Consider the following 20,920-nt stretch of genomic DNA (forward strand, 5'->3'; position numbering starts at 1 on the left):
ACGACGCGGTACCACCCACACGAACCATCCCCGGATCTCGAACCGACTAATCAGTCCAAGAACCGGGGACCAGTCCACTGGCACCGCGCCTCCAGTCCGTCCACCGGTCCCGCCCACTGCGCGCGGATCGCGTACCCGGGTTCGGCATCCCCCCACGAAATGCCGACCTGACGGGCGGGCCGGACCCTGGCAGAGTGGTCGGGACTGGCCGTCGCGCTGGTCCAGTTTTATCATGTCTGAGACAGATGTAAAGGGTGGGACGACGTGATCGAGTACAACGACGACGACGCGCACCGGCGCGAACTCTCCCGGAAGCTCCAGCTCCTGATGGACGTCGTCGAGGCGAACTCGGGCCAGCGACCCTCCTACAAGGAGATCGCCGCCGAGATCGAGACGCAGGGCGTCTCGATGAGCCGGCCGCGCTGGGGGTACATGCTCGGCGGCAACGGACCCGCCGTCCGCGACCAACGGCTCCTCGCCGCCCTCGCCGACTACTTCGGCGTGCCGGCGGAGTACCTGACCGACCCCGCGGGCAGCACGGACGTGCCCGAGCGGGTGCAGGCGCAACTCGAACTCGTGCTCGAGCTGCGGAAGCGCGAGGTCGTCGCGTTCGCGACCCGGCGCCTCGGCGAGTTCGCGACGGCTGACGAGATCCGCGACTTCACCGAACACGTCCGACGGCTCGACGAGTCCGGGGGTGCGTCGTGACGGCCTTCCGCGACCGGCTCGGCGCGATCCGCCGGCAGACCGAGGCGCGCCGGCGGGTGGAGCGCCTGGGACTCCCCCGCCGCCTGTCCCTGCCCGAACTCGTCGAGCGGGCCGAGACAGCGCTCGGCAAGCCGATCCGGGTCCGCACCGCAGACCTGCCCGGCGACCTGTCGGCGCGGCTGATCCAGCGCGCGGACCACGCCCTGCTCGAGACCCGGCCCGACCTCTCCGAGCGGTCGCGGGTCGCGTGCGTCCTGCACGAGCTCGCGCACGTGTTCATGGACGACCGCGGGTGCGACCACCAGGCGTACACGGGGCTGCTCACCGGCCGGACCGCGTTCACCCGCTCCCTCGACACCCCGCACGAGCACGAGGTCGAGCTCGTCGCCGACCAGCTCGCGCTCCGGATCGGGCTGCTCGACCCGGACGGCCAGCAGCCCGGGATCTTCCGGTGACGCTGCACGTCTGGGGCTCGCTCCCGGTGTGGTTCATCCTGGTCGTGCTCGTCGCACGGCTTCTGCTGGTGCGGACGCAGTCGGCGAGCGTGACGTGGCTCATGGTGTGCTGCGCCTTCGTCGCGGTGGGGCTGACGATCAACCAGGCGGACGTCCTGGACTTCCTCGCCACGGTCACGCACGAGCCGAACGTCGCCGACCTGCTCGGCCGCTGCCTGATGGTCTGCGGCCTGTTCGCCCTCGCGCAGTCGGTCGAGGCCGCCGCGAGCTCCGCGAACCTGCTCCGGCCGAGCCGCTTGATCGGCTGCGTCGCGGTCCTCGTCGCGCTCGTCGTGCTGTTCTCGTTGATCGACGCCCCGCACCCGACGTCGTCGTTCATGGCGGAGTACGGCGACCAGTGGCCCACCGCGCTCTACTCCGCCGTCGAGATGACCTACATCGCGATCGTCATCGCACGGTCGGCACTGGCGGTCCTCCGGGCGTTCCGGACGGGCGACCTCGGTCGGATGTACTGGCTGTTCGTCGTCGGCGCGGGTGCGATGGTGCTCCTCGCCGTGATCGCGATCGGCCTCGACGCCGTGCACGTCCTGGGCGCGGACGCCGCCACGAGGGTGCTCTCGGCCGTCTACGCCCCGGTGTTCCTGACGTCGATGGTGCTCCTCGCCGTCGGCGCCGCGGGCGGAGTGCTGCCCGACGCCGCGCGGGAGTTCCGCGACTGGCGCCGGACCCGCCGGCGCTTCCGGGTGCTCGAACCGGAGCTCCGCCGGCTGGAGGCCCAGTCGGGCAACCACGGCCTGTACTTCACGATCGTCTGGCAGCGTCGCCAGTGGCGGAGCCGGTTGCACCGGTTGTCCGTCGAGATCGAGGACCGCGCGCGCGAAGCCGGGCAGGACGTCCCGGCGGTCGCCGCATCCACCACCACCGCAGGCACCACCGCACGCACCAGGGAGACCACATGACAGGCGGACGCTTCGCCGCACTCGGGACCACCGTCGGCGCGGCCGGCACGCTCGGCCTCGGCGCCCTCGTGGCACGGCGGCTGATCGTCCCGACGCCGTACACCGCGACTGCCACGGTGCGGAGCTCCTCCGCCACCGAGGTCGACCTCGTGGCGACGCGGGACACCCGCCTGCCGGGCACCTACCGCCTCACGCGCGACGGGCACGACGTCCGTGTGGGCGAGGTCCTCGGCTCCGACGCCGACGGGGTCCGTCGGCGGACCGACGCCACGGCGGCCACCGGCGAGTGGACCTGGGACGCGATGCTGTTCGACGACGCCGAGGACGCCCCCGGCACCGAGCCCGCCACCGGCGACACCCACGTCGTGCACGTCCACGGGCAGTCCCTCGGGCCGCGTCAGGTCCTGCGCGGTCTCGGGGTGTGGCGTGGCCTCGGGGCGACGTCCGAGGTGCTCGACACCACCGACCTCCCGCTCCGCTCGCTGGACCCCGTCGCGGTGGACCGCATCGTCGCCGCCGTCCGGGCCGCTCGTGCCCGGGGTGTCGCCCGAGTCGTGCTGCAGGGGTGGTCCGCCGGTGCGCTGGCGTGCTCGGTGGCCGCGTCGCGCGAACCGGTCGACGGGATAGTCGGGGTCTCCCCGCTCTTGGACGTCCGGTCGGCGCTGCGCGGCGCGGTCGGGGCCGCGCGGCTCCCCCGCTTCGTCGGCACCGTGGCGGCGCGGATCGCCACGACGCCGGTGGCCTCCCGGCTGGCCGGCGCCGCACAGCCGGTGGGGACGCCCTCGTGGCAGGACACCCGGACCCCGACCCTCGTGCTGCACTCCGAGGCGGACGCGCTGGTCGCGGCCGACGACGTCACCCGGCTCACCCGACGCCGTGACGTGCGCGCGGTGACGTTCCGCACGGCACCGCACACGCTCGAGTGGAACGAGGACCCGGAGCGCTGGGAGACCGCGGTGCGCGAGTTCGCCGCGACCCTGCAGGCCTGACGCCGCAACCCCGGGAACGAGCAACGGCCCCGGTCTCCGAAGAGACCGGGGCCGCCGGCGTCTCGACCCGTTGGGGGGAACCGGTCGATCGCTGTGCGCGAGGTGTTGGGGGGAACGCCTCGCGCAGTCATCACCGTACCCCCGCAAGGGGGTCGGAGGACACACGACGCGCACACGGGACCCGGGAACGACGGGAGGCGCGGTGCCAGCTGGCACCGCGCCTCCTGTTCGGACGGGTCCTAGGACTCGATCTCGCCCTGCGGGGCGTCTGCGGCCTCGACCGCTGCTGCCCCGGCGAGGACCTCTTCGCGACCCGGCTGACGCCCGGTCTCGAACTCGAACTTGCCGTCGGCGAAGTCGACCTTCACATGGTCGCCGGCGTTGAGCTCACCCTGCAGGATGTGCTCGGACAGCTGGTCCTCGACCTCGTGCTGCATCGCGCGGCGGAGCGGGCGAGCACCGAGGGACGGGTCGAACCCGACCTTGATGAGCTGCTCCTTGGCGGCGAGCGTGAGCTCCACCGTCATGTCGCGGTCGAGCAGACGGTCCGACAGACGCTTCACGAAGAGGTCCACGATCTGCAGCAGCTCGGGCTGCGACAGCTGCGGGAACACGATCGTGTCGTCGACGCGGTTGAGGAACTCGGGCTTGAAGTGCTTCTTCAGCTCCTCGTTCACCTTGCCGCGCATCCGGTCGTAGCCGACGCCCGAGTCACCCTCGACCTGGAAGCCCACCGGGCCACCGGCGATGCCCTGCGAACCGAGGTTCGTGGTCATGATGATGACGGTGTTCTTGAAGTCGACCACGCGGCCCTGACCATCGGTCAGACGACCCTCTTCGAGGACCTGCAGCAGCGAGTTGAAGATGTCCGGGTGGGCCTTCTCGATCTCGTCGAAGAGGACCACGGAGAACGGCTTGCGGCGCACCTTCTCGGTGAGCTGGCCGCCCTCCTCGAACCCGACGAACCCGGGAGGGGCACCGAACAGGCGGGACACGGTGTGCTTCTCGCCGAACTCCGACATGTCGAGGGAGATCAGCGCGCCCTCGTCGTCGAACAGGAACTCGGCGAGCGCCTTGGCGAGCTCGGTCTTGCCGACGCCCGTGGGGCCGGCGAAGATGAACGAGCCCGAGGGGCGGTTCGGGTCCTTGAGGCCGGCGCGGGTACGGCGGATGGTCTTGGACAGGGCCGAGATGGCCTCTTCCTGACCGATGACGCGCTCGTGCAGGGCCTTCTCCATGAAGACGAGACGCGAGGTCTCCTCTTCGGTGAGCTTGAACACCGGGATGCCCGTGGCCTGCGCCAGGACCTCGGCGATGATGCCCTCGTCGACGGTGCCGGACGCGGCGACGTCACCCGCACGCCACTGCTTCTCGAGGCGGAGACGCTCGCCGAGGAGCTTCTTCTCCTCGTCGCGGAGCGAAGCGGCCTTCTCGAAGTCCTGCTCCTCGATCGCGGCTTCCTTCTGCCCGCGGACCGCCGAGATCTTCTCGTCGAACTCGCGGAGCTCCGGCGGCGCCGACAGGATCGAGAGACGCAGGCGTGCGCCGGCCTCGTCGATCAGGTCGATGGCCTTGTCCGGCAGGAAGCGGTCCTGCACGTAGCGGTCCGCCAGGTTCGCCGCGGCGACGATCGCGCCGTCGGTGATGGACACCTTGTGGAACGCCTCGTACTTGTCGCGGAGACCCTTGAGGATGTTGATCGCGTGCGGCAGCGACGGCTCGTTGACCTGCACGGGCTGGAAGCGACGCTCGAGTGCGGCGTCCTTCTCGAAGTGCTTGCGGTACTCGTCGAGCGTGGTGGCACCGATGGTCTGAAGCTCACCACGGGCGAGGAGCGGCTTGAGGATCGACGCGGCGTCGATCGCACCTTCGGCAGCACCGGCACCGACGAGCGTGTGGATCTCGTCGATGAAGACGATGATGTCGCCGCGGGTGCGGATCTCCTTCGTGACCTTCTTGAGGCGCTCCTCGAAGTCACCGCGGTAGCGGGAGCCGGCGATGAGCGACCCGAGGTCGAGGGAGTAGAGCTGCTTGTCCTTCAACGTCTCGGGCACGTCGCCCTTGACGATCGCCTGGGCGAGGCCCTCGACGACGGCGGTCTTGCCGACGCCGGGCTCACCGATCAGGACGGGGTTGTTCTTGGAGCGGCGGGAGAGGATCTGCATGACCCGCTCCATCTCCTTCTCGCGCCCGATGACGGGGTCGAGCTTGCCGTCGCGCGCCGCCTGGGTGAGGTTCCGACCGAACTGGTCGAGGACCTGCGAACCCTGCTGCGCGTTCTGCTGCTGCTCGCCGCCGACGGCGACCGCTTCCTTGCCCTGGTAGCCGGACAGGAGCTGGATGACCTGCTGGCGGACCCGGTTGAGGTCGGCGCCGAGCTTCACGAGCACCTGGGCTGCGACACCCTCGCCCTCGCGGATGAGGCCGAGGAGGATGTGCTCCGTGCCGATGTAGTTGTGGCCGAGCTGCAGCGCCTCGCGCAGGGACAGCTCGAGCACCTTCTTGGCGCGCGGCGTGAACGGGATGTGCCCGGTCGGCTGCTGCTGGCCCTGCCCGATGATGTCCTGGACCTGCTCGCGGACGGCATCGAGCGAGATGCCGAGCGACTCCAGCGCCTTGGCGGCGACGCCCTCGCCCTCGTGGATGAGGCCGAGGAGGATGTGCTCGGTGCCGATGTAGTTGTGGTTGAGCATCTTCGCTTCTTCTTGAGCGAGGACGACAACACGACGGGCTCGGTCGGTGAATCTCTCGAACATGTGCTCTCCCTTGCCGGACTCGTGGAAGACCGGTGACGTACATCGAGAGTAACCAGCGCTCACCCCGGTGGCTGCCCCTGTTCGCCGTGGGCGTGACCTCGTTGCGGGTTGTGCGCAGTGAGCGGACGGAACGGCGGCCTGGAGGCCCGTGGCGGGCCCCGCCACGCGCCTCCAGGCCGTGTCCTGGTCGCGTCGACTACGCCTGCCGCGCCGCGCGACGCACGGCCCGTCGGAACCGGCGCGGCTCGACGCCGAGGTGCTCGAGGACGTCGTGCGCGGCCCCCGTGAACGGGTCGTCGATGCCGTCGAGGACCGCGAGGACCACGTGGTGCGGCCGGACTCGTCCGTCCGCTCCGGAGAGCTGCGCCGCACGGGCCAGCACACGAGCGGCGGCGGGTGTGCAGGCGATCCGGTCGGGTTCCTGCGGTGTGGCGCCGCGAGCCCCGACGAAGGCGCTGCTGGCGGCTCGGACCCGTGCCGGGGAGACACCGTGCGCGTCGAGCACGGGGCGGAACCGGGGCATCCCGGCGCAGAGGGTGACGGCGGCGAGGAGCAGGTGCTCGGCGTCGAGGAACCCGAAGCCCGTCTGGCGCGACTCCTGCTCGGCCAGGAGCACGATCTCGCGGCCGTGCCGGAGGGTGGGCACGGGGACCGAGAGCGTGGCGATCTGCATGCATGCAGAATATCGCACATCTGCGATGAGAACCAGGGGCGTTCGGGACGAGGTCGGTACGATTCCGGCATGGAGCAGCCCGTCGTCGGCCTCGTCGTCCACCCGACCAAGAACGTGCAGGAATCGGTCCGGACCCTGCAGCGCTGGAACGCGTCCGGCCGCGGGCGTCTCGTCGCCCGTCGCGCCGACGCCCAGCGCATCGGCGGCGGCGTCGACGTCATCGGGGACGAGGACTTCACGGAAGAGGTGGACCTCGTCGTCGCACTCGGCGGCGACGGCACGATGCTCGGCGCCATGCGGCTCGTGGCGAAGCGTCCGGTGCCGGTCCTCGGGGTCAACTACGGCAACGTCGGGTTCCTCGTGGAGATCGAACCGCCCGAACTCGAGGCTGCACTCGAACGCCTCTCCGCCGGCGAGTACCAGCTCGAGCCGCACCACGCCCTCGAGGCCCGGCTGTTCTGGAGCGGGGCACGCACGGACTACCTCGCGTTCAACGACCTCACCATCGTGCGGCGCCCAGGGGCCGGTCAGGTGTCGGCCGACCTCAGCGTCGGCGGGCTCGGCTACGGCTACTACCGCGCCGACGCCATCGTCGCCGCGACCCCGGCCGGGTCCACCGCGTACAACTACGCCGCCGGCGGTCCGGTGCTCTCCCCCGCGCTGTCCGGCTCCGTGGTGACCCCGGTCGCGCCGATGGCGGGGATCGACCGCGCGGTGGTGCTCGCCGCCCGCGAGCGCTACCGGTTCGACATCGCCGAGGGCACCCGCAGCGCGGCACTCGAGGTGGACGGGCTCGTCGTCGGCGAGGTGGCCACCGGGGCGCAGCTCGACGTCCGGCTCCGGAAGGACGCCGGCAGTGTCGTCCGCCTCGACGCCGAACGGCACGGTCGGACCGGTCGGGTGAAGCTGAGCCTGCTCGACCTGCCGGTGCGGCCGGACCAGCTCATCGAACTCATCCCGCAGGACCTCCGGCAGAAGCTGGGCCGCGAGGTCGAGGAGTAGCAGGGGAATAACCGTCCTGGGTGGTTTGGTTCCTCGGACACACGCCCGAGGAGGCACTCATGTCCAGCACCGGCTCGACCCGTCCGAAACTCGCGCTCAACACCTTCGGCATCGCCTTCGGGACGGCCGGGATCGCCGGTACGTGGACGGCGGCCGGTGTCGAGCTCCACGCCCCGCAGGCCGTCGGCGAGGCCCTCTGGATCGTGACCGCGGTCGTGTGGCTGACCACGATCGTGCGGTACGCCGTCCGCGCCGGCGGCCTGCGCGGCATCCGCGATGACCTGCGGCACCCGGTGTTCGGTCCGTTCGCCGCACTCGTGCCCGCCGTCGGCTCCCTGCTCAGCGCACACCTTGCCGGGTGGCTGCCGGTCGTCGGCGCGGTCGGGGTCTGGGCGACCGCCGCCCTGTCGACCGCCTTCGGTGCCTGGTTCGTCGCGTCGCTGCTCACCGCACCCCGGGAGCCGGGGACGCTGCACGGCGGCTACCTGCTGCCGACGGTCGCGGCGTCGCTCCTCACCGCGCAGTCCCTCGCGGTGATCGGACAGCACACGCTCGCACTCGGGTTCTTCGCCGCGGGGATCCTCTTCTGGCTGCTCATCGGCGCCGTGCTGCTCGGCCGGCTCGCCACCGGACCGGCGCTCCCGCCGCCCCTCTTCCCGACCCTGGCGATCCTGTCGGCACCCCCGGCCGTCGCCGGTAACGCGTGGTGGACGATCACCGACGGCGCGTGGTCGACGATCGACACGGTGCTGGTGTCCACGATGGTGGCGTTCCTGCTGCCGCACGTCTTCCTGGTCCGGCGGTACCTGCGCACCGGCTTCGCGATCGGGTTCTGGGCGATGACGTTCACCGCAGCTGCGAGTGCCACCTACGGGGTCCGCGTCCTCACGACCACCGGGCTCGGTGGCGTCGGGACGGTGGCGGCCTGGGTCGTGGTGGCTGCGGCGACCGTGCTGGTCGGCACGATCGCCGTGCGGTCTGTCGGCCTGCTCCGCGCCGGTCGGGTCCCCGCGCGCCGGGCGTCGTGACCGCTCTCCGTGCCCGCTCTCCGTGGCGGTGGGACGCCCCGGCGCGTTCCGGTCGCCCGGAGACGTGAATGGCCCGCCCAGGCAGTGCCTGAGCGGGCCGTCCCATCACCCCACCGAGCCGCCTTCCCACGGAACGACCCGGTTCCCCGAGCCAGCACTCACGCGCCGGCCGAAGCGTTCTGACCTCAGTCGGTCAGGTACAGCTGCATGTCCTGCGAGACCGCCTTGGCGAACAGACGGAGCTTGGCGCGGGACTCCACACGGCTGACCGCCTGGCGGGTCGTGTGGACGATCTTCGAGATCTCGTCGAGCGTCATCGGCTTGTCGTCGTCGAGGCCGTAGCGCATGCGGATCACGTTCGCCTCATCGCTCGGGAGCTCGGCGACGATGGAGCGGATGTCGCGGTGCAGGAGCGTCGTCTCGGTGAGCTCGTTCGGGCTCGCGGCGTCCTCGTCCTCGATGAAGTCGCCCAGCTCGCTGTCGTCCGAGTCGCCGACCACGGTGTGGATCGAGACCGGCTCGTGCGAACGGCCCTTGAGGTCGACGAGCTCCTCGACGCTCATGCTCAGCTCGGCGGCGACCTCGTCGGGCATCGGCGCACGGCCGAGGTCGACGGTCAGGTCGCGCTCGGTGCGCGAGATCTTGTTGATCAGCTCGACGGTGTGGACCGGGATGCGGATCGTCCGGGCCTTGTCGGCGAGACCACGCGAGATCGCCTGGCGGATCCACCAGGTGGCGTAGGTCGAGAACTTGTAGCCCTGCGTGAAGTCGAACTTCTCGACCGCACGGACGAGGCCGAGGTTGCCCTCCTGGATGACGTCCATGAAGGGCAGGCCGCGCTGCGAGTAGCGCTTGGCGATGCTCACGACGAGACGCAGGTTCGACGTGATCATGCGCTCCTTGGCACGCTCACCGTCGCGGACGAGCCAGCGGAGTTCGCGCTGCAGGGTCTTCGCGAGGTCCTTCTCGGTGTTGAGCTTCTCTTCGGCGAAGAGCCCGACCTCGATGCGGCGGGCGATCTCGGCTTCTTCCTCAGCGGTGAGGAGCGAGAGACGGCCGATGTGGCGGAGGTAGTCGCCGACCTGGTCGACCGAGGCACCGCGGACGCCGGCGAGCTGCTCGTCGGCTTCGACCTCGGTGTCGAGCGTGGTGGTCTCGTTCGTGGCGGCGGAGGTCTTCGATGCTGCCGTCTTCTTGGTGGTCCGGCGCGCGGTGGTGCCAGTGGTCGTCGTCTTCGGTGCTGCGGTCGCGATCGTCATGATGACTCTCCCTGCGTTCGACGGTGTTGGCCTCGGTGGGGTGATCACGAGTAAAGCGGTCACGAGGTGTACCCCACAAACCGATCCGATCGATTCTCAGGCATCTCCGTGCTTCACCATCGGAACCGTCCCCCACGGGGTACGCCACAACGACAGTCTGGTCCCCCATCCGGCCGGAGATCAAGCCGGATTCGCCGTGTTTCCGGCGTTGCTCTCGTGTTTCGGCAGCGTTTCCGAACCTGTACCCCGCACGCTTGCGTCCTCTGGACACGAGAACGGGGTACGGCGGCCCGGATCGGTGTGATCCGGTCGCCGTACCCCGAAAGTGGAACGGGTGGGGGTCACCAGGAGGGCTCGAGCCACCCTTCGCGGCGCTTCGAGACCTCGAGATCGGCGTCGCGGTCGAACTCGTCGTACTCGCTCTCGATGTCGCCGACCAGGCTCCGGCCGGTGAAGACGGTGCCGCGGCCGGTACCGACGGCGCTCCCGCCGCTGACGACGGCGCTCCGGCCGGCGAGGATCTGCGTGATGGACATGCGGACGATCGTCACCCCGCGACGCGTCGTCCGGGTGAACGGCCGGTGACGAGCCCCGGACGGTCAGACGTCGATGTCGTCCTCGTCGCCGTCCGACCACACGGCGTCGTCGCGGGCGGCGTCGGCGATCACCGGGTGCCCGAAGGCGTCGTCGGCGTCGAGGTCGTCGACCGGCCCGGCGGGATCCGTCGCGGCAGGATCCATCGCGGCAGGGTCGTGTGCGGCGCGCATGAGCGCCAGGGTCACACCGCGCAGTGAACGCCGGGTGAACCCTCGACGGGTGGACCCTGCCCGGCGGCGCTACTCGGCCGAGGCCGGTGCCGGCGCGGGGACGCCGTGCTCACGCTCGAACCGGGCGCGCTCTTCCGCCTCGACCTTGGCGTACACGGCACGCTCGGTGCGGTCGGCCCGCATGATGGCACGCATCACGAACCAGAAGATGAGGCCGACGACGACGGTCGGCGTCAGGGCGAAGATGATCCCGGTCACGACTCCATGCGGCACCCGAGCATGGTACCTCGCCCGGCTGGGGTCACTTCACGAGCGGGAACAGGATCGTCTCGCGGATGCCGAGCCCGGTGATCGCCATGAGCAGGCGGTCGATGCCCATGCCCATGCCACCCGACGGCGGCATCGCGTGCTCGAGCGCCCGCAGGAACTCCTCGTCGACGCGCATCGCCTCCGGGTCGCCCCCGGCCGCCAGCCGCGCCTGGTCGACGAAGCGCTCACGCTGCACGACCGGGTCGACGAGTTCGGAGTACGCCGTCGCGAGCTCGAAGCCGCGGACGTAGAGGTCCCACTTCTCGACGATGCCCGGACGGGTGCGGTGCTCGCGGGTGAGCGGGGAGGTGTCGACCGGGAAGTTCATCACGAACGTCGGGCGGTCGAGCGAGTCGATGACGAAGTGCTCCCACAGTTCTTCGACGTACTTGCCGTGGGTGGCGTGCGCGACCTCGACGCCCTCGGCCGCGGCGAGCGCCTGCAGCTCGGACAGTGGCGTCTCCGGGGTGATCTCGCGACCAGCGGCCGAGGACAGCGAGCCGTACATGTCGATGCGCGGCCACTCGCCGCCGAGGTCGTACGCGCTGCCGTCGGCCAGGGTGACCTCGAGCGGCCCGCCGGTCACCGCACGAGCCGCGTTCTGCACGAGCTCCTGGGTGAGGTCGGCCATCTGCTCGTAGTTGCCGTACGCCTGGTACGCCTCGAGCATCGCGAACTCCGGCGAGTGCGTCGAGTCGGCGCCCTCGTTGCGGAAGTTCCGGTTCACCTCGAACACCCGGTCGATGCCGCCGACGACGGCGCGCTTCAGGAAGAGCTCCGGGGCGATGCGCAGGTACAGGTCGGTGTCGAAGGCGTTCGAGTGGGTGACGAACGGGCGCGCCGAGGCCCCGCCGTGCTGGGTCTGCAGCATCGGCGTCTCGACCTCGAGGTACTCGTGTCCGGCGAACGTCTCGCGGAGCGACGCCATCACGGCGGCACGGGCGCGGACGGTGGCCCGCGCGTCCTCGCGCACGATGAGGTCGAGGTAGCGCTGGCGGACCCGCGTCTCCTCGTTGAGCTCGTTGTGCAGGTTCGGGAGCGGCAGGATCGCCTTCGCCGCGATGGCCCACTCGTCGACCATGATCGACAGCTCGCCGCGGCGCGAGGAGATCACCCGGCCGTGCACGAACACGTGGTCACCGAGGTCGACGAACTCCTTCCAGCGCGCGAGGGACTCGTCGCCCACCTCGGCGAGGGACACCATCGCCTGCACACGGGAGCCGTCGCCGGACTGCAGGGTCGCGAAGCAGAGCTTGCCCGTGTTGCGCGAGAACACGATGCGTCCGGCGACGCCGACGACGTCCTGGGTCTCCTCGCCGGTCTCGAGGTGCGCGTACTGCGCCCGGACGGCCGGGATCGTCGTGGTGATCGGGAGCTCGGCCGGGTAGGCCTCGATGCCCGACTCGAGGAGCTTCGCCCGCTTGTCGAGCCGGACCTGGCGCTGCTCGCTGGTCTCCTCGGCTGACAGGACGTCTGCGGCGGTCTCTTCGCTCATGCTGGTGCGGCTCCGATGGTCGTGGGGGTCGCGTCGATGCTACCCGCGCGCGGGGTCGGACCCGGAATCGAGAGGGATCTCGCGACGCGCCGGCAGGTGGTCCGACGAGTGAACAACTAGCACGCAACTCGCCGAACTGTGGATCGGCAACCGGGGGTGCGACGGCGGCGTTTCGGTAGCCGTCACGACTACTCCCTGGGAGTGCTTACCCGCGGCCCCCAGCGGTCGGTCGCGATGGGAATCGAACGCAGTCCGGAGGACTGCGATCCGACGCCGGTGTTCAGGCGTGTAGTCGCGGTGCATAGGAAATGAGGTGAAGCTCTTATGCCTTTTTGTGATGCTCGTTCTGGCACCGGCGCCCCTCGGCGCTGTGAATACGCACTCGGTTCTGACCACGATGCTCGATCTGGTCGCTTCTGTCGTCGAGCCGACCATCGCACTTGACCGTCGTCGCCAGCTGACTCGAATGACGATGAGCACCGCCCCGCAGCAAGTGGACGCCCCAACCGAGTCAGGAAGAACGCGGAGCGTCTCCAATCCGTCGACGAACGGAGCCCGGCGCGGGCCGCCCCTGGGCGCGGAGCACCAGGAGCGTCACCGACGAGCCGGCGTAGGCGGCCGCGATGAGGACGGACGTCACGAGTCCACCGACGTCGACCGCCGAGGTGGTCAGCCCGCGCGCGACGACCGCGTCGGCGAGGAAGTACGCGGCGAGCAGGAACCCCACCACCGGGCCGGCGGTCATCCGCCACCACGGACGGGGCGGCTCGACGGGTTCGTCCGGCCCCCGGAACACGCGCACGCCGACGACGACGATCGCCAGGGACCACAGGGCGCCGATGAACGGGACGAGCGCACCGGGGACGCCGAGCGCGGCGAGCAGCAGCATGCCGAGCACCTCGATGACGACGGCACCGACGACGTAGCCGACCTTCGCCTGCGCGCCGAGGATCCGGAACGGCTCCGTCCTCACAGCGTCGCCTGCCCGTCGGCGGCGGCCAGGGCGTTCTCGACCGCCGAGCGCACCAGTGCGCCGAGGACACGGCCGGGGTGCTCCACCCCGATGCCCTCGAGCGTCCCCGCGGACTGGTCGACGATCGCCGTCGAGAAGCTCACCGCGGCACGGACGGCGTCGGCGTACGCGGGTCGGTCCTGCTCGGTCACGACGAAGGGCTCGGCCCCCATCTCGACGACGAGCGCCTGCGCGATCGGCAGCACGGGCGACGGCGCGGTCACGGCGCAGTAGGCGTCGCGGAGTCGGGCGAGGTCGACGCTCGTGCCCGTGAAGGCCATCGCCGGGTGGATCGCGAGCGGGATCGCACCGGCTGCCATGGCCGGGGCGAGGATCCCGACGCCGTGGTCCGGGCTGGTGTGCACGACGAGCTGTCCGGGCTGCCAGATGCCCGCTTCTGCGAGCCCCTGGACCAGGCCGGCGAGCTGGTCGTCCGGCACGGCGAGGAGCACGAGCTCGCTCCGCTCGACGAGGTCCGGGGTGGCGAGGACGGGGGCACCGGGCAGCATCGCCTCGGCGCGGTCGCGGCCCTCGTCGGACACGGCGGTCACCCCGACCACGGCGTGCTCCGCGTTCGCCAGGGCGGCGCCGAGCACGGGTCCGACACGTCCGGCGCCGACCACGCCGACACCCAGCCGTCCGGCCCTCACCGCGCGGCTCCCGGTGGCGGGACGGCACCCCAGGGCGAGTCGGGAGGCACGGTGCCGGTCGACGGGGTCGGCTCGGCTCCGCGCGTCGCCGGGTCGGCCCCGGTGGGGGCGGTCGTGCCGGTCGGCGCGGAACCGGCGGGGGCGGTGGACGCGGCGTCCTGCGGGACCGCGGCGTGCGCGCCGGGCCGCTGCCGGGCCTCCCGTTCGCGCCACCGGTGGGACGTGTCGGCCGCAGCGGCCTCGACGGCGCGCTCCGCGGTCTCCGCCCACAGACGCTGCGCGTCCCGCGCGTCCAGCGCACCGACGCTGGCGGACACCGGACCCTGGACCGTCTGCACGTGCACCGAGGCCAGCCGGAGCGCACGCTCGAGCGGCCCCTGGGACACCTTGATGCTCTGCACGCGGGGCAGCGGGACGATGACGAGCGACCGCCAGACGGCACCGAGCCGGAGCAGCACCGCACCCGGCACGAAGCGGTAGCCGTTGCGGCGGAAGGCGAACGGTCGGAGCCACGCACCGCGGCGCGGGGAGTGCACGAAGCCGCCCCGGTCACCCGTCGTCGTGAGGCTCTCGTCGACGACGTTCACCGCTTCGGAGGAGCCCTCGCGGAGCTCTTCCTGCGACGCCGACGCCCCCATCACCGCGGTGCCGACGAGCCCGGGCAGGATGATGTCGAGGACCTCGCGGACGTCCGTCGCGGTGCCGACCGGCAGCACGATCGACGACACCTGCTGGTTGTTCGAGGCACCGTTGCCGGCGTTCGTCGCACGGTTGATGCGCACGTCCCACCAGCCGAACGGCCGCCAGAGCAGCGGCTGCGCGACGCTCACGGCGTGGATGCGACCGGGCGGGAGCGTCTCGTTCGAGGTGGACACCAGGCCGAAGCCGATCCGGATGCCGTCCCGGGTCTCGGCGATCGTGTACTGCAGCGAGCGCGAGAACTTCCGCACGTAGTACCCGCCGGCACCGATCACGGCCGGGAACAGGCCGAAGAGGATCCCGTACTCGCCGGTGAGCGAGACGCTGACGATCATCGCCGCGACGGCCAGCAGGATGAAGATCGTCGTGCCGGAGAGCAGCATCGACGCGATCAGCCGCCCCGGGTGCACCTTCACGATGCGGGTCGCGTGCACGGCGGACGGGTCGAGCTCGGGGGCGAAGACCTGGTCGACCCGGTCCTGCAACCGGCCGTTCGAGGCGCGCGCGGGCCCGTGGCCGGTGTCGGCCTCGTCCTCCTTCGCGCCGGAGGCGAGCACGAGGATCCGCTGCCGCAGGTCGTCGGCCGCCGTCGTGCCGAGGTACGCGAGCTGCACGTTCGCGTCGTTGCCGGCCTGGGCGATCTCGAGCTTCGCGGTGCCGAAGATCCGCGGGACCAGCGGGCGCGAGATGTTGATGCCCTGGATGCGGTCCAGCCGGGCCTTGCGGTTCGTGCGGAACAGCACGCCCGAGCGGACCTCGACGATCTCGCCCGTGACGCGGAACTCGTGCATCCGCCACGACAGGTAGAACAGGCCGATCAGCACGACGAGCAGCACGACGATGCCGAGCAGGACCCAGCCGACCACGCCGTGCTCGTACACGTAGCGCACCGGGTCGCCGTCGTCCTCGGGGCCGCTGCCCGGGATGAAGAACTCGACGAGCTGGTCCCGCAGGCTGTTGAGCACGTACCCGAGGATCACGATGAGGAAGATGCCGCCCTTGAGCAGCGGTGTCAGCGGGTGCAGCCGGTGCCACTCGCCGTCGGTGAGCGGCGCGGCGGCGGCGGCGTTGCCCCGCGCGGACGGCGGCGTGGGCGGCGGCGGACCGGGTCGGAACGTCACGTCGACCCCTACAGCCCGGCCCGGCGGGACTCGGCGAGCTCGACGAGTCGATCGCGCAGCTCGTCGGCGTCGGTGAAGGGGATGCCCGGGATCCGGACGTTCGTCGACGCGGCGGCCGTCACGAACTTCAGCTCGCTCATGCCGAGCACGCGGTCGAGCGGTCCGCGGTTGACGTCCACGAGCTGCATGCGGCCGTACGGCACGGCCGTGAAGCGCTGCCACATCAGGCCGCGCCGGAGCACGAGGTCGTCGTCGCGGAGCGCGTACCCGATCGCCCGGACACGGCGCGGGGTGAGGGCGGCGGTGACGGCCGCGATCACGAACACGACGATCGCGATCGACAGCCAGACGGTGCCGGCCGTGCGTTCGAAGCCGCCGTTCACGACCCCGATGAGGACGCAACCGGCGGTGACGACGAGGCCGATGACCGCGGTGGTGATGAGCTCGGTCCAGACGAGCTTCGGCGACACCCGCGTCCAGGTGGTCCCGGTCAGGCCGAGGCCCGGCTCGTCGAGTCGTTCACGCGGCATCGCGGGTCTCCTGCGGTCTGGTCGGACGACGCACCGGGTCAGTGCGCCTGCGTCGTGCCACCCCGGGGGAGGTCGTCGTCGTCATCGTCACCGGGCGGTGCGATGCACATCCGCTCCGCCACGATGGCGCACACCGTCAGCACGAGCCCACCCCCGACCGCCACGGCGTTCGGCAGGACCGAGCCTAGCGAAGGGAACGCCGAGCGGGTCAGGAGGTACACGAGGAGCCCGACGGCGAACCCTCCGAACAGTGCTCCGGCGATGCTCGACGCCTTCGCGAGCACGACGACGCGGATCGCGTAGAGCGGGTCCACCGGACGCTGTCGGGTCGCGCCGTCGCGGGCGTGCCGGCGGACCGGGCGCGCCATCAGGACGACGGCGATGCCGATCAGGGCGAGGGTGACGCCGAGGGGCGTCGCGAGGAACAGCGTGGGCGCCTGGCGCGAGGCCAGGACGGCGTCGAGCGCGAAGCCGGCCACGGCCGCGACGACGGCGACGCTGATGAGGGTGGAGGCGCGGGTCGGCTTCACGGGCGGGCCTGCGTCCGGTCGGCGGGCGTCGCGGTTGCGGCGGGCGCGGCCGGCGCGGGCCTGGAGGCGCGGGTCGGCTCCTCGAAGAGGCGCGGCTCGTCGACGCGCTCGGTGTCGTCCCCCACCGCGGCGAGCAGGTCGGCCACCGGTCCGGCGCCGGGCAGCACGGCGTCCGGGTCGGCGTCGAGCCACGGCGCCAGCACGAAGGCCCGCTCCCCGGCGCGCGGGTGCGGGACCGTCAGGGTGTCGGTGTCGAGGGTCAGCTCGTCGAACGCGACCAGGTCGAGGTCGAGCGTCCGGTCGCCCCAGCGCACCTCGCGGGTGCGGCCGTGCGTGTCCTCGATGCCGTGCAGGGCGTCCAGGAGCTCCTGCGGCTCGAGCTCGGTGTCGACCACCACGACGGCGTTCCGGTAGCGCGGCTTCGTCGTGTCGGGGCCGTCGAGGGTGACGGCGATCGACTCGACCTCGCGGCTGGACGCCACCGGACGGACCCCCGGCAGCGCGGCGATCGCGGACGCCGCGGCGCGGAGCGTGCTGCCCCGGTCGCCGAGGTTGGCGCCGAGGGCGACGACGGCGCGGCTCACTCTTCCTCCTCCGCGCCGTCGGCGGGCAGGGAGCCCCCGCGGGTGCGTCGGACGGTGATCGAGACGTCGGTGAACGGCACCGTGATCGGCGCCTGCGGCTTGTGCACCGTGACCTCGGTCGCCAGGGCCGCACGGTGCGTGAGCACGGCGGCTGCGATGCGCTCGGCCAGGGTCTCGATGAGGTCCACCGGGTCGCGCTCGATCTCGGCCACGACCTGCTCGGCGAGCACGCCGTAGTGCACCGTGGCGTCGAGGTCGTCGGAGCCGGACGCCGCGCGGGCGTCGACCTCCACCGCGACGTCGACGACGAAGTCCTGGCCGTCGGCGCGCTCGTGGTCGAACACGCCGTGGTGTCCCCGGGCACGGACCCCGGTCAGTCGGATGGTGTCCCTCACGATCGAGCTGCCCTCCAGGCGTCCCAGACGTCGAGCACGGCACGGGTCGGTGCCGGGTCGTGCACGCGCACACCCCACGCGCCGCGTTCGGCGGCGAGCAGGCTGATGGCGGCGGTGGCGAGGTCGCGGTCCTTCGCCGGGGCACCGGCAGCGCTGCCGATCCCGTCGAGGAAGCGCTTCCGTGACGCGGCGACGAGGACGGGCAGCCCGATGGAGGCGAACCGCTCGTAGCCGGCCAGGATCTCCCAGTTCTGCGCGCCCTGCTTGGCGAACCCGAGGCCCGGGTCGATGACGACCTGCTCCTGGCGCACGCCCAGCACGATGAGCTCGGCGACGCGGAGCTCGACCTCGCGCCGGACCTCTTCCACGGCGTGCGCGTACTCGGCGTTCCGGTACATGCGGTCGCTGTGTCCGCGCCAGTGCATCACCACGAAGCCGGTGCCGGTGTCCCGCACGACGCGGGCCATGTCGGGGTCGGCCAGACCGCCGGACACGTCGTTCACGATCACGGCGCCGAGGTCGACCGCGCGCTCGGCGGTGGCGGCGTTCATCGTGTCGACGCTCACCGCGATGCCCTCGGCGACGAGCTGCTGCACGACCGGCAGGACCCGACGATGTTCGACCTCGACGGGGACGCGGTCCGCACCGGGACGGGTGGACTCGCCGCCGACGTCGACCAGGTCGGCACCGGCGGCGACGAGGGCACGGGCGTGCTCCACCGCGGCGTCGTACGCCTGGTGGAGGCCGCCGTCACTGAACGAGTCCGGGGTGACGTTGAGGATGCCCATCACCCGGGTGCCGTCGGACGTCGGGGTCCCGCGGTCGCGGTCCCGCCGCCGGCCGGTCACGATCTCCGGCACCGGTGCCGGTGCACGCAGGTCGATCGCGACCGTCGGCGGTTCTGCGGCAGCGGCACGCGCCTGGCTCACCTCGGCGAGCCGACGCGACCGCCTCGTCGGCAGGTCGGTCATGCCGGCCTACGCGGGGGCGATACCCGGGTTGCCGAAGGGACGGCGACGGGGCTTCGACGACTCGGTGTCGGAGGGCTCCGCGGCAGTCGACGCGGCCTTGCCGGGGACGCCGATCGCGGGCAGGTCACTGACCGGGCGCTTGTCGCTCGACAGCCACTGCGGGCGCTCCGGCAGCTTCCGGACGTCCTTGAAGATCTCCACGAGCTCCGGGGCGTCGAGCGTCTCCTTCTCGAGGAGCTCGCCGGCCAGGCGGTCGAGGATGTCGCGGTTGTCGTTGAGCACCTGGTAGGCCTCGTCGTGCGCGGCCTCGAGCAGGGCACGGGTCTCGGCGTCGACGGTCTCGGCGATGTTCTCCGAGTAGTCGCGGCTGGTCCCGCCGCTCATGTCGCGGCCGACGAACGGCTCACTCGACCCGGACCCGAGCTTGACGGACCCGACCGCACGGCTCATGCCGTACTCGGTGACCATCTTGCGCGCGGTGCCGGTGGCCTTCTCGATGTCGTTCGACGCACCCGTGGTCGGGTCGTGGAAGACGATCTCCTCGGCGACGCGGCCACCCATGGCGTAGGTGAGCTGGTCGAGCAGTTCGTTGCGCGTGACGGAGTACTTGTCCTCGAGCGGGAGCACCATCGTGTACCCGAGGGCACGGCCGCGCGGCAGGATCGTGATCTTCGTCACCGGGTCGGTGTGCCGCATCGCCGCCGCCGCGAGCGCGTGGCCACCCTCGTGGTACGCGGTGATCAGGCGCTCTTGGTCGGACATGATCCGGGTGCGGCGCTGCGGGCCGGCCATCACGCGGTCCACGGCCTCGTCGAGCGCGCGGTTGTCGATGAGCTGCGCGTTCGACCGTGCCGTCAGGAGCGCGGCCTCGTTGAGGACGTTCGCCAGGTCGGCACCGGTGAACCCGGGCGTCTTGCGGGCGAGGAGCTCGAGGTCGACGCTCGCGGCGAGCGGCTTGCCCTTCGCGTGCACCTCGAGGATCTGCTTGCGACCCTGCAGGCCGGGGGCGTCGACACCGATCTGGCGGTCGAAGCGGCCCGGACGGAGGAGCGCGGGGTCGAGCACGTCGGGACGGTTCGTCGCGGCGATGAGGATGACGTTCGTCTTGCCGTCGAAGCCGTCCATCTCGACGAGGAGCTGGTTGAGCGTCTGCTCGCGCTCGTCGTTGCCACCACCGATGCCGGCACCGCGGTGACGACCGACGGCGTCGATCTCGTCGATGAAGACGATGGCCGGGGAGTTCTGCTTGGCCTGCTCGAAGAGGTCACGGACACGGCTCGCACCGACACCGACGAACATCTCGACGAAGTCCGAACCGGAGATCGAGTAGAAGGGCACGCCCGCCTCGCCGGCGACCGCACGTGCGAGCAGCGTCTTGCCCGTTCCGGGAGGGCCGTACAGCAGCACGCCCTTCGGGATCTTCGCGCCGACGGCCTGGAACTTGGCTGGCTCCTTGAGGAACTCCTTGATCTCCTGGAGCTCCTCGATCGCCTCGTCCGCACCGGCGACGTCCGCGAAGGAGACCTGCGGGTTCTCCTTGTTGTTCATCTTCGCGCGGGACTTGCCGAACTGCATGACCTTCGAGCCGCCGCCCTGGGCGCTCGAGAGGAGGAACCAGAAGAGGGCGCCGATGATGAGGAACGGCAGGATGATGCCGAGCAGCGAGAGGAACCAGTTCCCCTGCTGGACGGTGTCGTTGTAGCCCTTCGGCAGGTTCGCGTCGTTGACGGCCTGGATGACCTCTTCACCGCGGGGCGTCGAGTAGTAGAACTGCTCGTGCGCGTTGCCGTCCTTGAGGGTGAGGTCGACGCGCTGCTCGGTGGAGTTCACCACCACCGACGAGACCTTGCCGTCGGAGAGCTGCTCGAGGCCCTTCTGCGTGTCGATCTGCTGTGTGCCGGACTGGCTGATCACGGCCCAGCCGATCCAGATCCCCACGATCGCAATGAGCACGTAGATGTACGGCCCGCGGAGGATGCGCTTGAAGTCCATGTGATCCGGGCAGAGCGCCCGACACCTTTCTCTGCC

22 protein-coding genes are annotated in these 20,920 nt (G+C 71.2%); 6 read left to right on the forward strand and 16 right to left on the reverse strand.

The features are described 5' to 3' along the window. Window positions 1-264: 264 nt before the first annotated feature. Genes EDF64_RS08700 through EDF64_RS08715 form a run of 4 tightly spaced genes read left to right on the forward strand, consistent with a single transcriptional unit; the run spans window position 265 to window position 3,111 of the window. On the forward strand, window positions 265-708 hold the full coding sequence (locus tag EDF64_RS08700; protein WP_133519626.1) for a hypothetical protein: 444 nt from the start codon (window positions 265-267) through the stop codon (window positions 706-708). Beyond that, complete coding sequence (locus EDF64_RS08705; RefSeq protein WP_133519627.1) at window positions 705-1,163, forward strand: hypothetical protein; 459 nt, start codon at window positions 705-707, stop codon at window positions 1,161-1,163. Before EDF64_RS08700 ends, EDF64_RS08705 begins: the two co-directional genes overlap by 4 nt. After that, window positions 1,160-2,122, forward strand: a complete 963-nt coding sequence (locus tag EDF64_RS08710) for a hypothetical protein (RefSeq protein WP_133519628.1) — start codon at window positions 1,160-1,162, stop codon at window positions 2,120-2,122. Before EDF64_RS08705 ends, EDF64_RS08710 begins: the two co-directional genes overlap by 4 nt. Then, window positions 2,119-3,111, forward strand: coding sequence for an alpha/beta fold hydrolase (locus EDF64_RS08715; RefSeq protein ID WP_133519629.1), 993 nt, complete (start codon window positions 2,119-2,121; stop codon window positions 3,109-3,111). Before EDF64_RS08710 ends, EDF64_RS08715 begins: the two co-directional genes overlap by 4 nt. 239 nt (window positions 3,112-3,350) lie before the next feature. Here the strand turns inward: EDF64_RS08715 and EDF64_RS08720 are convergent, their stop codons facing one another. Together EDF64_RS08720 and EDF64_RS08725 are read right to left on the reverse strand one after the other, a co-directional pair. Then, a complete protein-coding gene (locus EDF64_RS08720) occupies window positions 3,351-5,867 on the reverse strand; it encodes an ATP-dependent Clp protease ATP-binding subunit (RefSeq protein ID WP_133519630.1) in 2,517 nt (838 codons plus the stop codon). 196 nt (window positions 5,868-6,063) lie between these two features. Further along, window positions 6,064-6,540: a Clp protease N-terminal domain-containing protein gene (locus EDF64_RS08725; RefSeq protein WP_133519631.1), complete on the reverse strand. Its 477-nt coding sequence runs from the start codon at window positions 6,538-6,540 to the stop codon at window positions 6,064-6,066. A gap of 69 nt (window positions 6,541-6,609) precedes the next feature. On the opposite strand from EDF64_RS08725, the gene EDF64_RS08730 reads away from it, so the two are divergent. Then, entirely contained in the window at window positions 6,610-7,542 is a 933-nt protein-coding gene (locus EDF64_RS08730; RefSeq protein WP_133519632.1) for an NAD(+)/NADH kinase, read from the forward strand. Window positions 7,543-7,601: 59 nt separating this feature from the next. After that, window positions 7,602-8,570: a C4-dicarboxylate transporter gene (locus EDF64_RS08735; RefSeq protein WP_133519633.1), complete on the forward strand. Its 969-nt coding sequence runs from the start codon at window positions 7,602-7,604 to the stop codon at window positions 8,568-8,570. A 185-nt stretch (window positions 8,571-8,755) separates the two neighbouring features. On the opposite strand, the gene EDF64_RS08740 is transcribed toward EDF64_RS08735, so the two are convergent. The 14 genes from EDF64_RS08740 to ftsH all read right to left on the reverse strand — a co-directional run bounded on the left by EDF64_RS08740 (window position 8,756) and on the right by ftsH (window position 20,884). Continuing rightward, complete coding sequence (locus tag EDF64_RS08740) at window positions 8,756-9,829, reverse strand: sigma-70 family RNA polymerase sigma factor (protein ID WP_133519634.1); 1,074 nt, start codon at window positions 9,827-9,829, stop codon at window positions 8,756-8,758. Between the two features lie 341 nt (window positions 9,830-10,170). Next, window positions 10,171-10,365 (reverse strand): hypothetical protein, encoded by a 195-nt coding sequence (locus tag EDF64_RS08745; RefSeq protein ID WP_133519635.1) that lies wholly within the window; start codon window positions 10,363-10,365, stop codon window positions 10,171-10,173. 63 nt (window positions 10,366-10,428) lie between these two features. Next, complete coding sequence (locus EDF64_RS18160) at window positions 10,429-10,569, reverse strand: hypothetical protein (RefSeq protein ID WP_166645663.1); 141 nt, start codon at window positions 10,567-10,569, stop codon at window positions 10,429-10,431. Between the two features lie 96 nt (window positions 10,570-10,665). Then, the gene (locus tag EDF64_RS08750; RefSeq protein ID WP_133519636.1) at window positions 10,666-10,869 is read right to left on the reverse strand and encodes a hypothetical protein; all 204 of its coding nucleotides are present in this window, start codon (window positions 10,867-10,869) and stop codon (window positions 10,666-10,668) included. 28 nt (window positions 10,870-10,897) lie between these two features. After that, window positions 10,898-12,400, reverse strand: a complete 1,503-nt coding sequence (lysS, locus tag EDF64_RS08755; RefSeq protein ID WP_133519637.1) for a lysine--tRNA ligase — start codon at window positions 12,398-12,400, stop codon at window positions 10,898-10,900. A 511-nt stretch (window positions 12,401-12,911) separates the two neighbouring features. Further along, window positions 12,912-13,373, reverse strand: coding sequence for a hypothetical protein (locus EDF64_RS08760; protein WP_133519638.1), 462 nt, complete (start codon window positions 13,371-13,373; stop codon window positions 12,912-12,914). After that, on the reverse strand, window positions 13,370-14,095 hold the full coding sequence (locus EDF64_RS08765; protein ID WP_133519808.1) for a Rossmann-like and DUF2520 domain-containing protein: 726 nt from the start codon (window positions 14,093-14,095) through the stop codon (window positions 13,370-13,372). Before EDF64_RS08765 ends, EDF64_RS08760 begins: the two co-directional genes overlap by 4 nt. Next, entirely contained in the window at window positions 14,059-15,882 is a 1,824-nt protein-coding gene (locus EDF64_RS08770) for a PH domain-containing protein (RefSeq protein WP_133519639.1), read from the reverse strand. Before EDF64_RS08770 ends, EDF64_RS08765 begins: the two co-directional genes overlap by 37 nt. A gap of 8 nt (window positions 15,883-15,890) precedes the next feature. Then, window positions 15,891-16,412, reverse strand: coding sequence for a PH domain-containing protein (locus EDF64_RS08775; RefSeq protein ID WP_133519640.1), 522 nt, complete (start codon window positions 16,410-16,412; stop codon window positions 15,891-15,893). A 38-nt stretch (window positions 16,413-16,450) separates the two neighbouring features. After that, window positions 16,451-16,942, reverse strand: a complete 492-nt coding sequence (locus tag EDF64_RS08780; RefSeq protein ID WP_071293363.1) for a DUF3180 domain-containing protein — start codon at window positions 16,940-16,942, stop codon at window positions 16,451-16,453. Next, a complete protein-coding gene (gene folK / locus EDF64_RS08785) occupies window positions 16,939-17,526 on the reverse strand; it encodes a 2-amino-4-hydroxy-6-hydroxymethyldihydropteridine diphosphokinase (RefSeq protein WP_133519641.1) in 588 nt (195 codons plus the stop codon). Before folK ends, EDF64_RS08780 begins: the two co-directional genes overlap by 4 nt. Further along, complete coding sequence (gene folB, locus EDF64_RS08790) at window positions 17,523-17,921, reverse strand: dihydroneopterin aldolase (RefSeq protein WP_133519642.1); 399 nt, start codon at window positions 17,919-17,921, stop codon at window positions 17,523-17,525. Before folB ends, folK begins: the two co-directional genes overlap by 4 nt. Beyond that, window positions 17,918-18,892, reverse strand: coding sequence for a dihydropteroate synthase (gene folP, locus EDF64_RS08795; RefSeq protein ID WP_133519643.1), 975 nt, complete (start codon window positions 18,890-18,892; stop codon window positions 17,918-17,920). Before folP ends, folB begins: the two co-directional genes overlap by 4 nt. A 6-nt stretch (window positions 18,893-18,898) precedes the next feature. Next, on the reverse strand, window positions 18,899-20,884 hold the full coding sequence (gene ftsH, locus EDF64_RS08800) for an ATP-dependent zinc metalloprotease FtsH (RefSeq protein WP_133519644.1): 1,986 nt from the start codon (window positions 20,882-20,884) through the stop codon (window positions 18,899-18,901). Window positions 20,885-20,920: the final 36 nt, after the last annotated feature.

The sequence above is a fragment of the Curtobacterium flaccumfaciens genome (assembly GCF_004361695.1).
GTDB classification, from domain to species: domain Bacteria; phylum Actinomycetota; class Actinomycetes; order Actinomycetales; family Microbacteriaceae; genus Curtobacterium; species Curtobacterium flaccumfaciens_B.

Bases quoted from the DNA above. Each gene is read 5' to 3' on its own strand.
- EDF64_RS08730 (WP_133519632.1), top strand. From the start codon at position 6,610: ATGGAGCAGCCCGTCGTCGGCCTCGTCGTCCACCCGACCAAGAACGTG.
- EDF64_RS08720 (WP_133519630.1), bottom strand. From the start codon at position 5,867: ATGTTCGAGAGATTCACCGACCGAGCCCGTCGTGTTGTCGTCCTCGCT.
- EDF64_RS08715 (WP_133519629.1), top strand. From the start codon at position 2,119: ATGACAGGCGGACGCTTCGCCGCACTCGGGACCACCGTCGGCGCGGCC.
- EDF64_RS18160 (WP_166645663.1), bottom strand. From the start codon at position 10,569: ATGGATCCTGCCGCGACGGATCCCGCCGGGCCGGTCGACGACCTCGAC.
- lysS (WP_133519637.1), bottom strand. From the start codon at position 12,400: ATGAGCGAAGAGACCGCCGCAGACGTCCTGTCAGCCGAGGAGACCAGC.
- ftsH (WP_133519644.1), bottom strand. From the start codon at position 20,884: ATGGACTTCAAGCGCATCCTCCGCGGGCCGTACATCTACGTGCTCATT.
- folP (WP_133519643.1), bottom strand. From the start codon at position 18,892: ATGACCGACCTGCCGACGAGGCGGTCGCGTCGGCTCGCCGAGGTGAGC.
- EDF64_RS08735 (WP_133519633.1), top strand. From the start codon at position 7,602: ATGTCCAGCACCGGCTCGACCCGTCCGAAACTCGCGCTCAACACCTTC.
- EDF64_RS08775 (WP_133519640.1), bottom strand. From the start codon at position 16,412: ATGCCGCGTGAACGACTCGACGAGCCGGGCCTCGGCCTGACCGGGACC.
- EDF64_RS08725 (WP_133519631.1), bottom strand. From the start codon at position 6,540: ATGCAGATCGCCACGCTCTCGGTCCCCGTGCCCACCCTCCGGCACGGC.
- EDF64_RS08745 (WP_133519635.1), bottom strand. From the start codon at position 10,365: ATGTCCATCACGCAGATCCTCGCCGGCCGGAGCGCCGTCGTCAGCGGC.
- EDF64_RS08740 (WP_133519634.1), bottom strand. From the start codon at position 9,829: ATGACGATCGCGACCGCAGCACCGAAGACGACGACCACTGGCACCACC.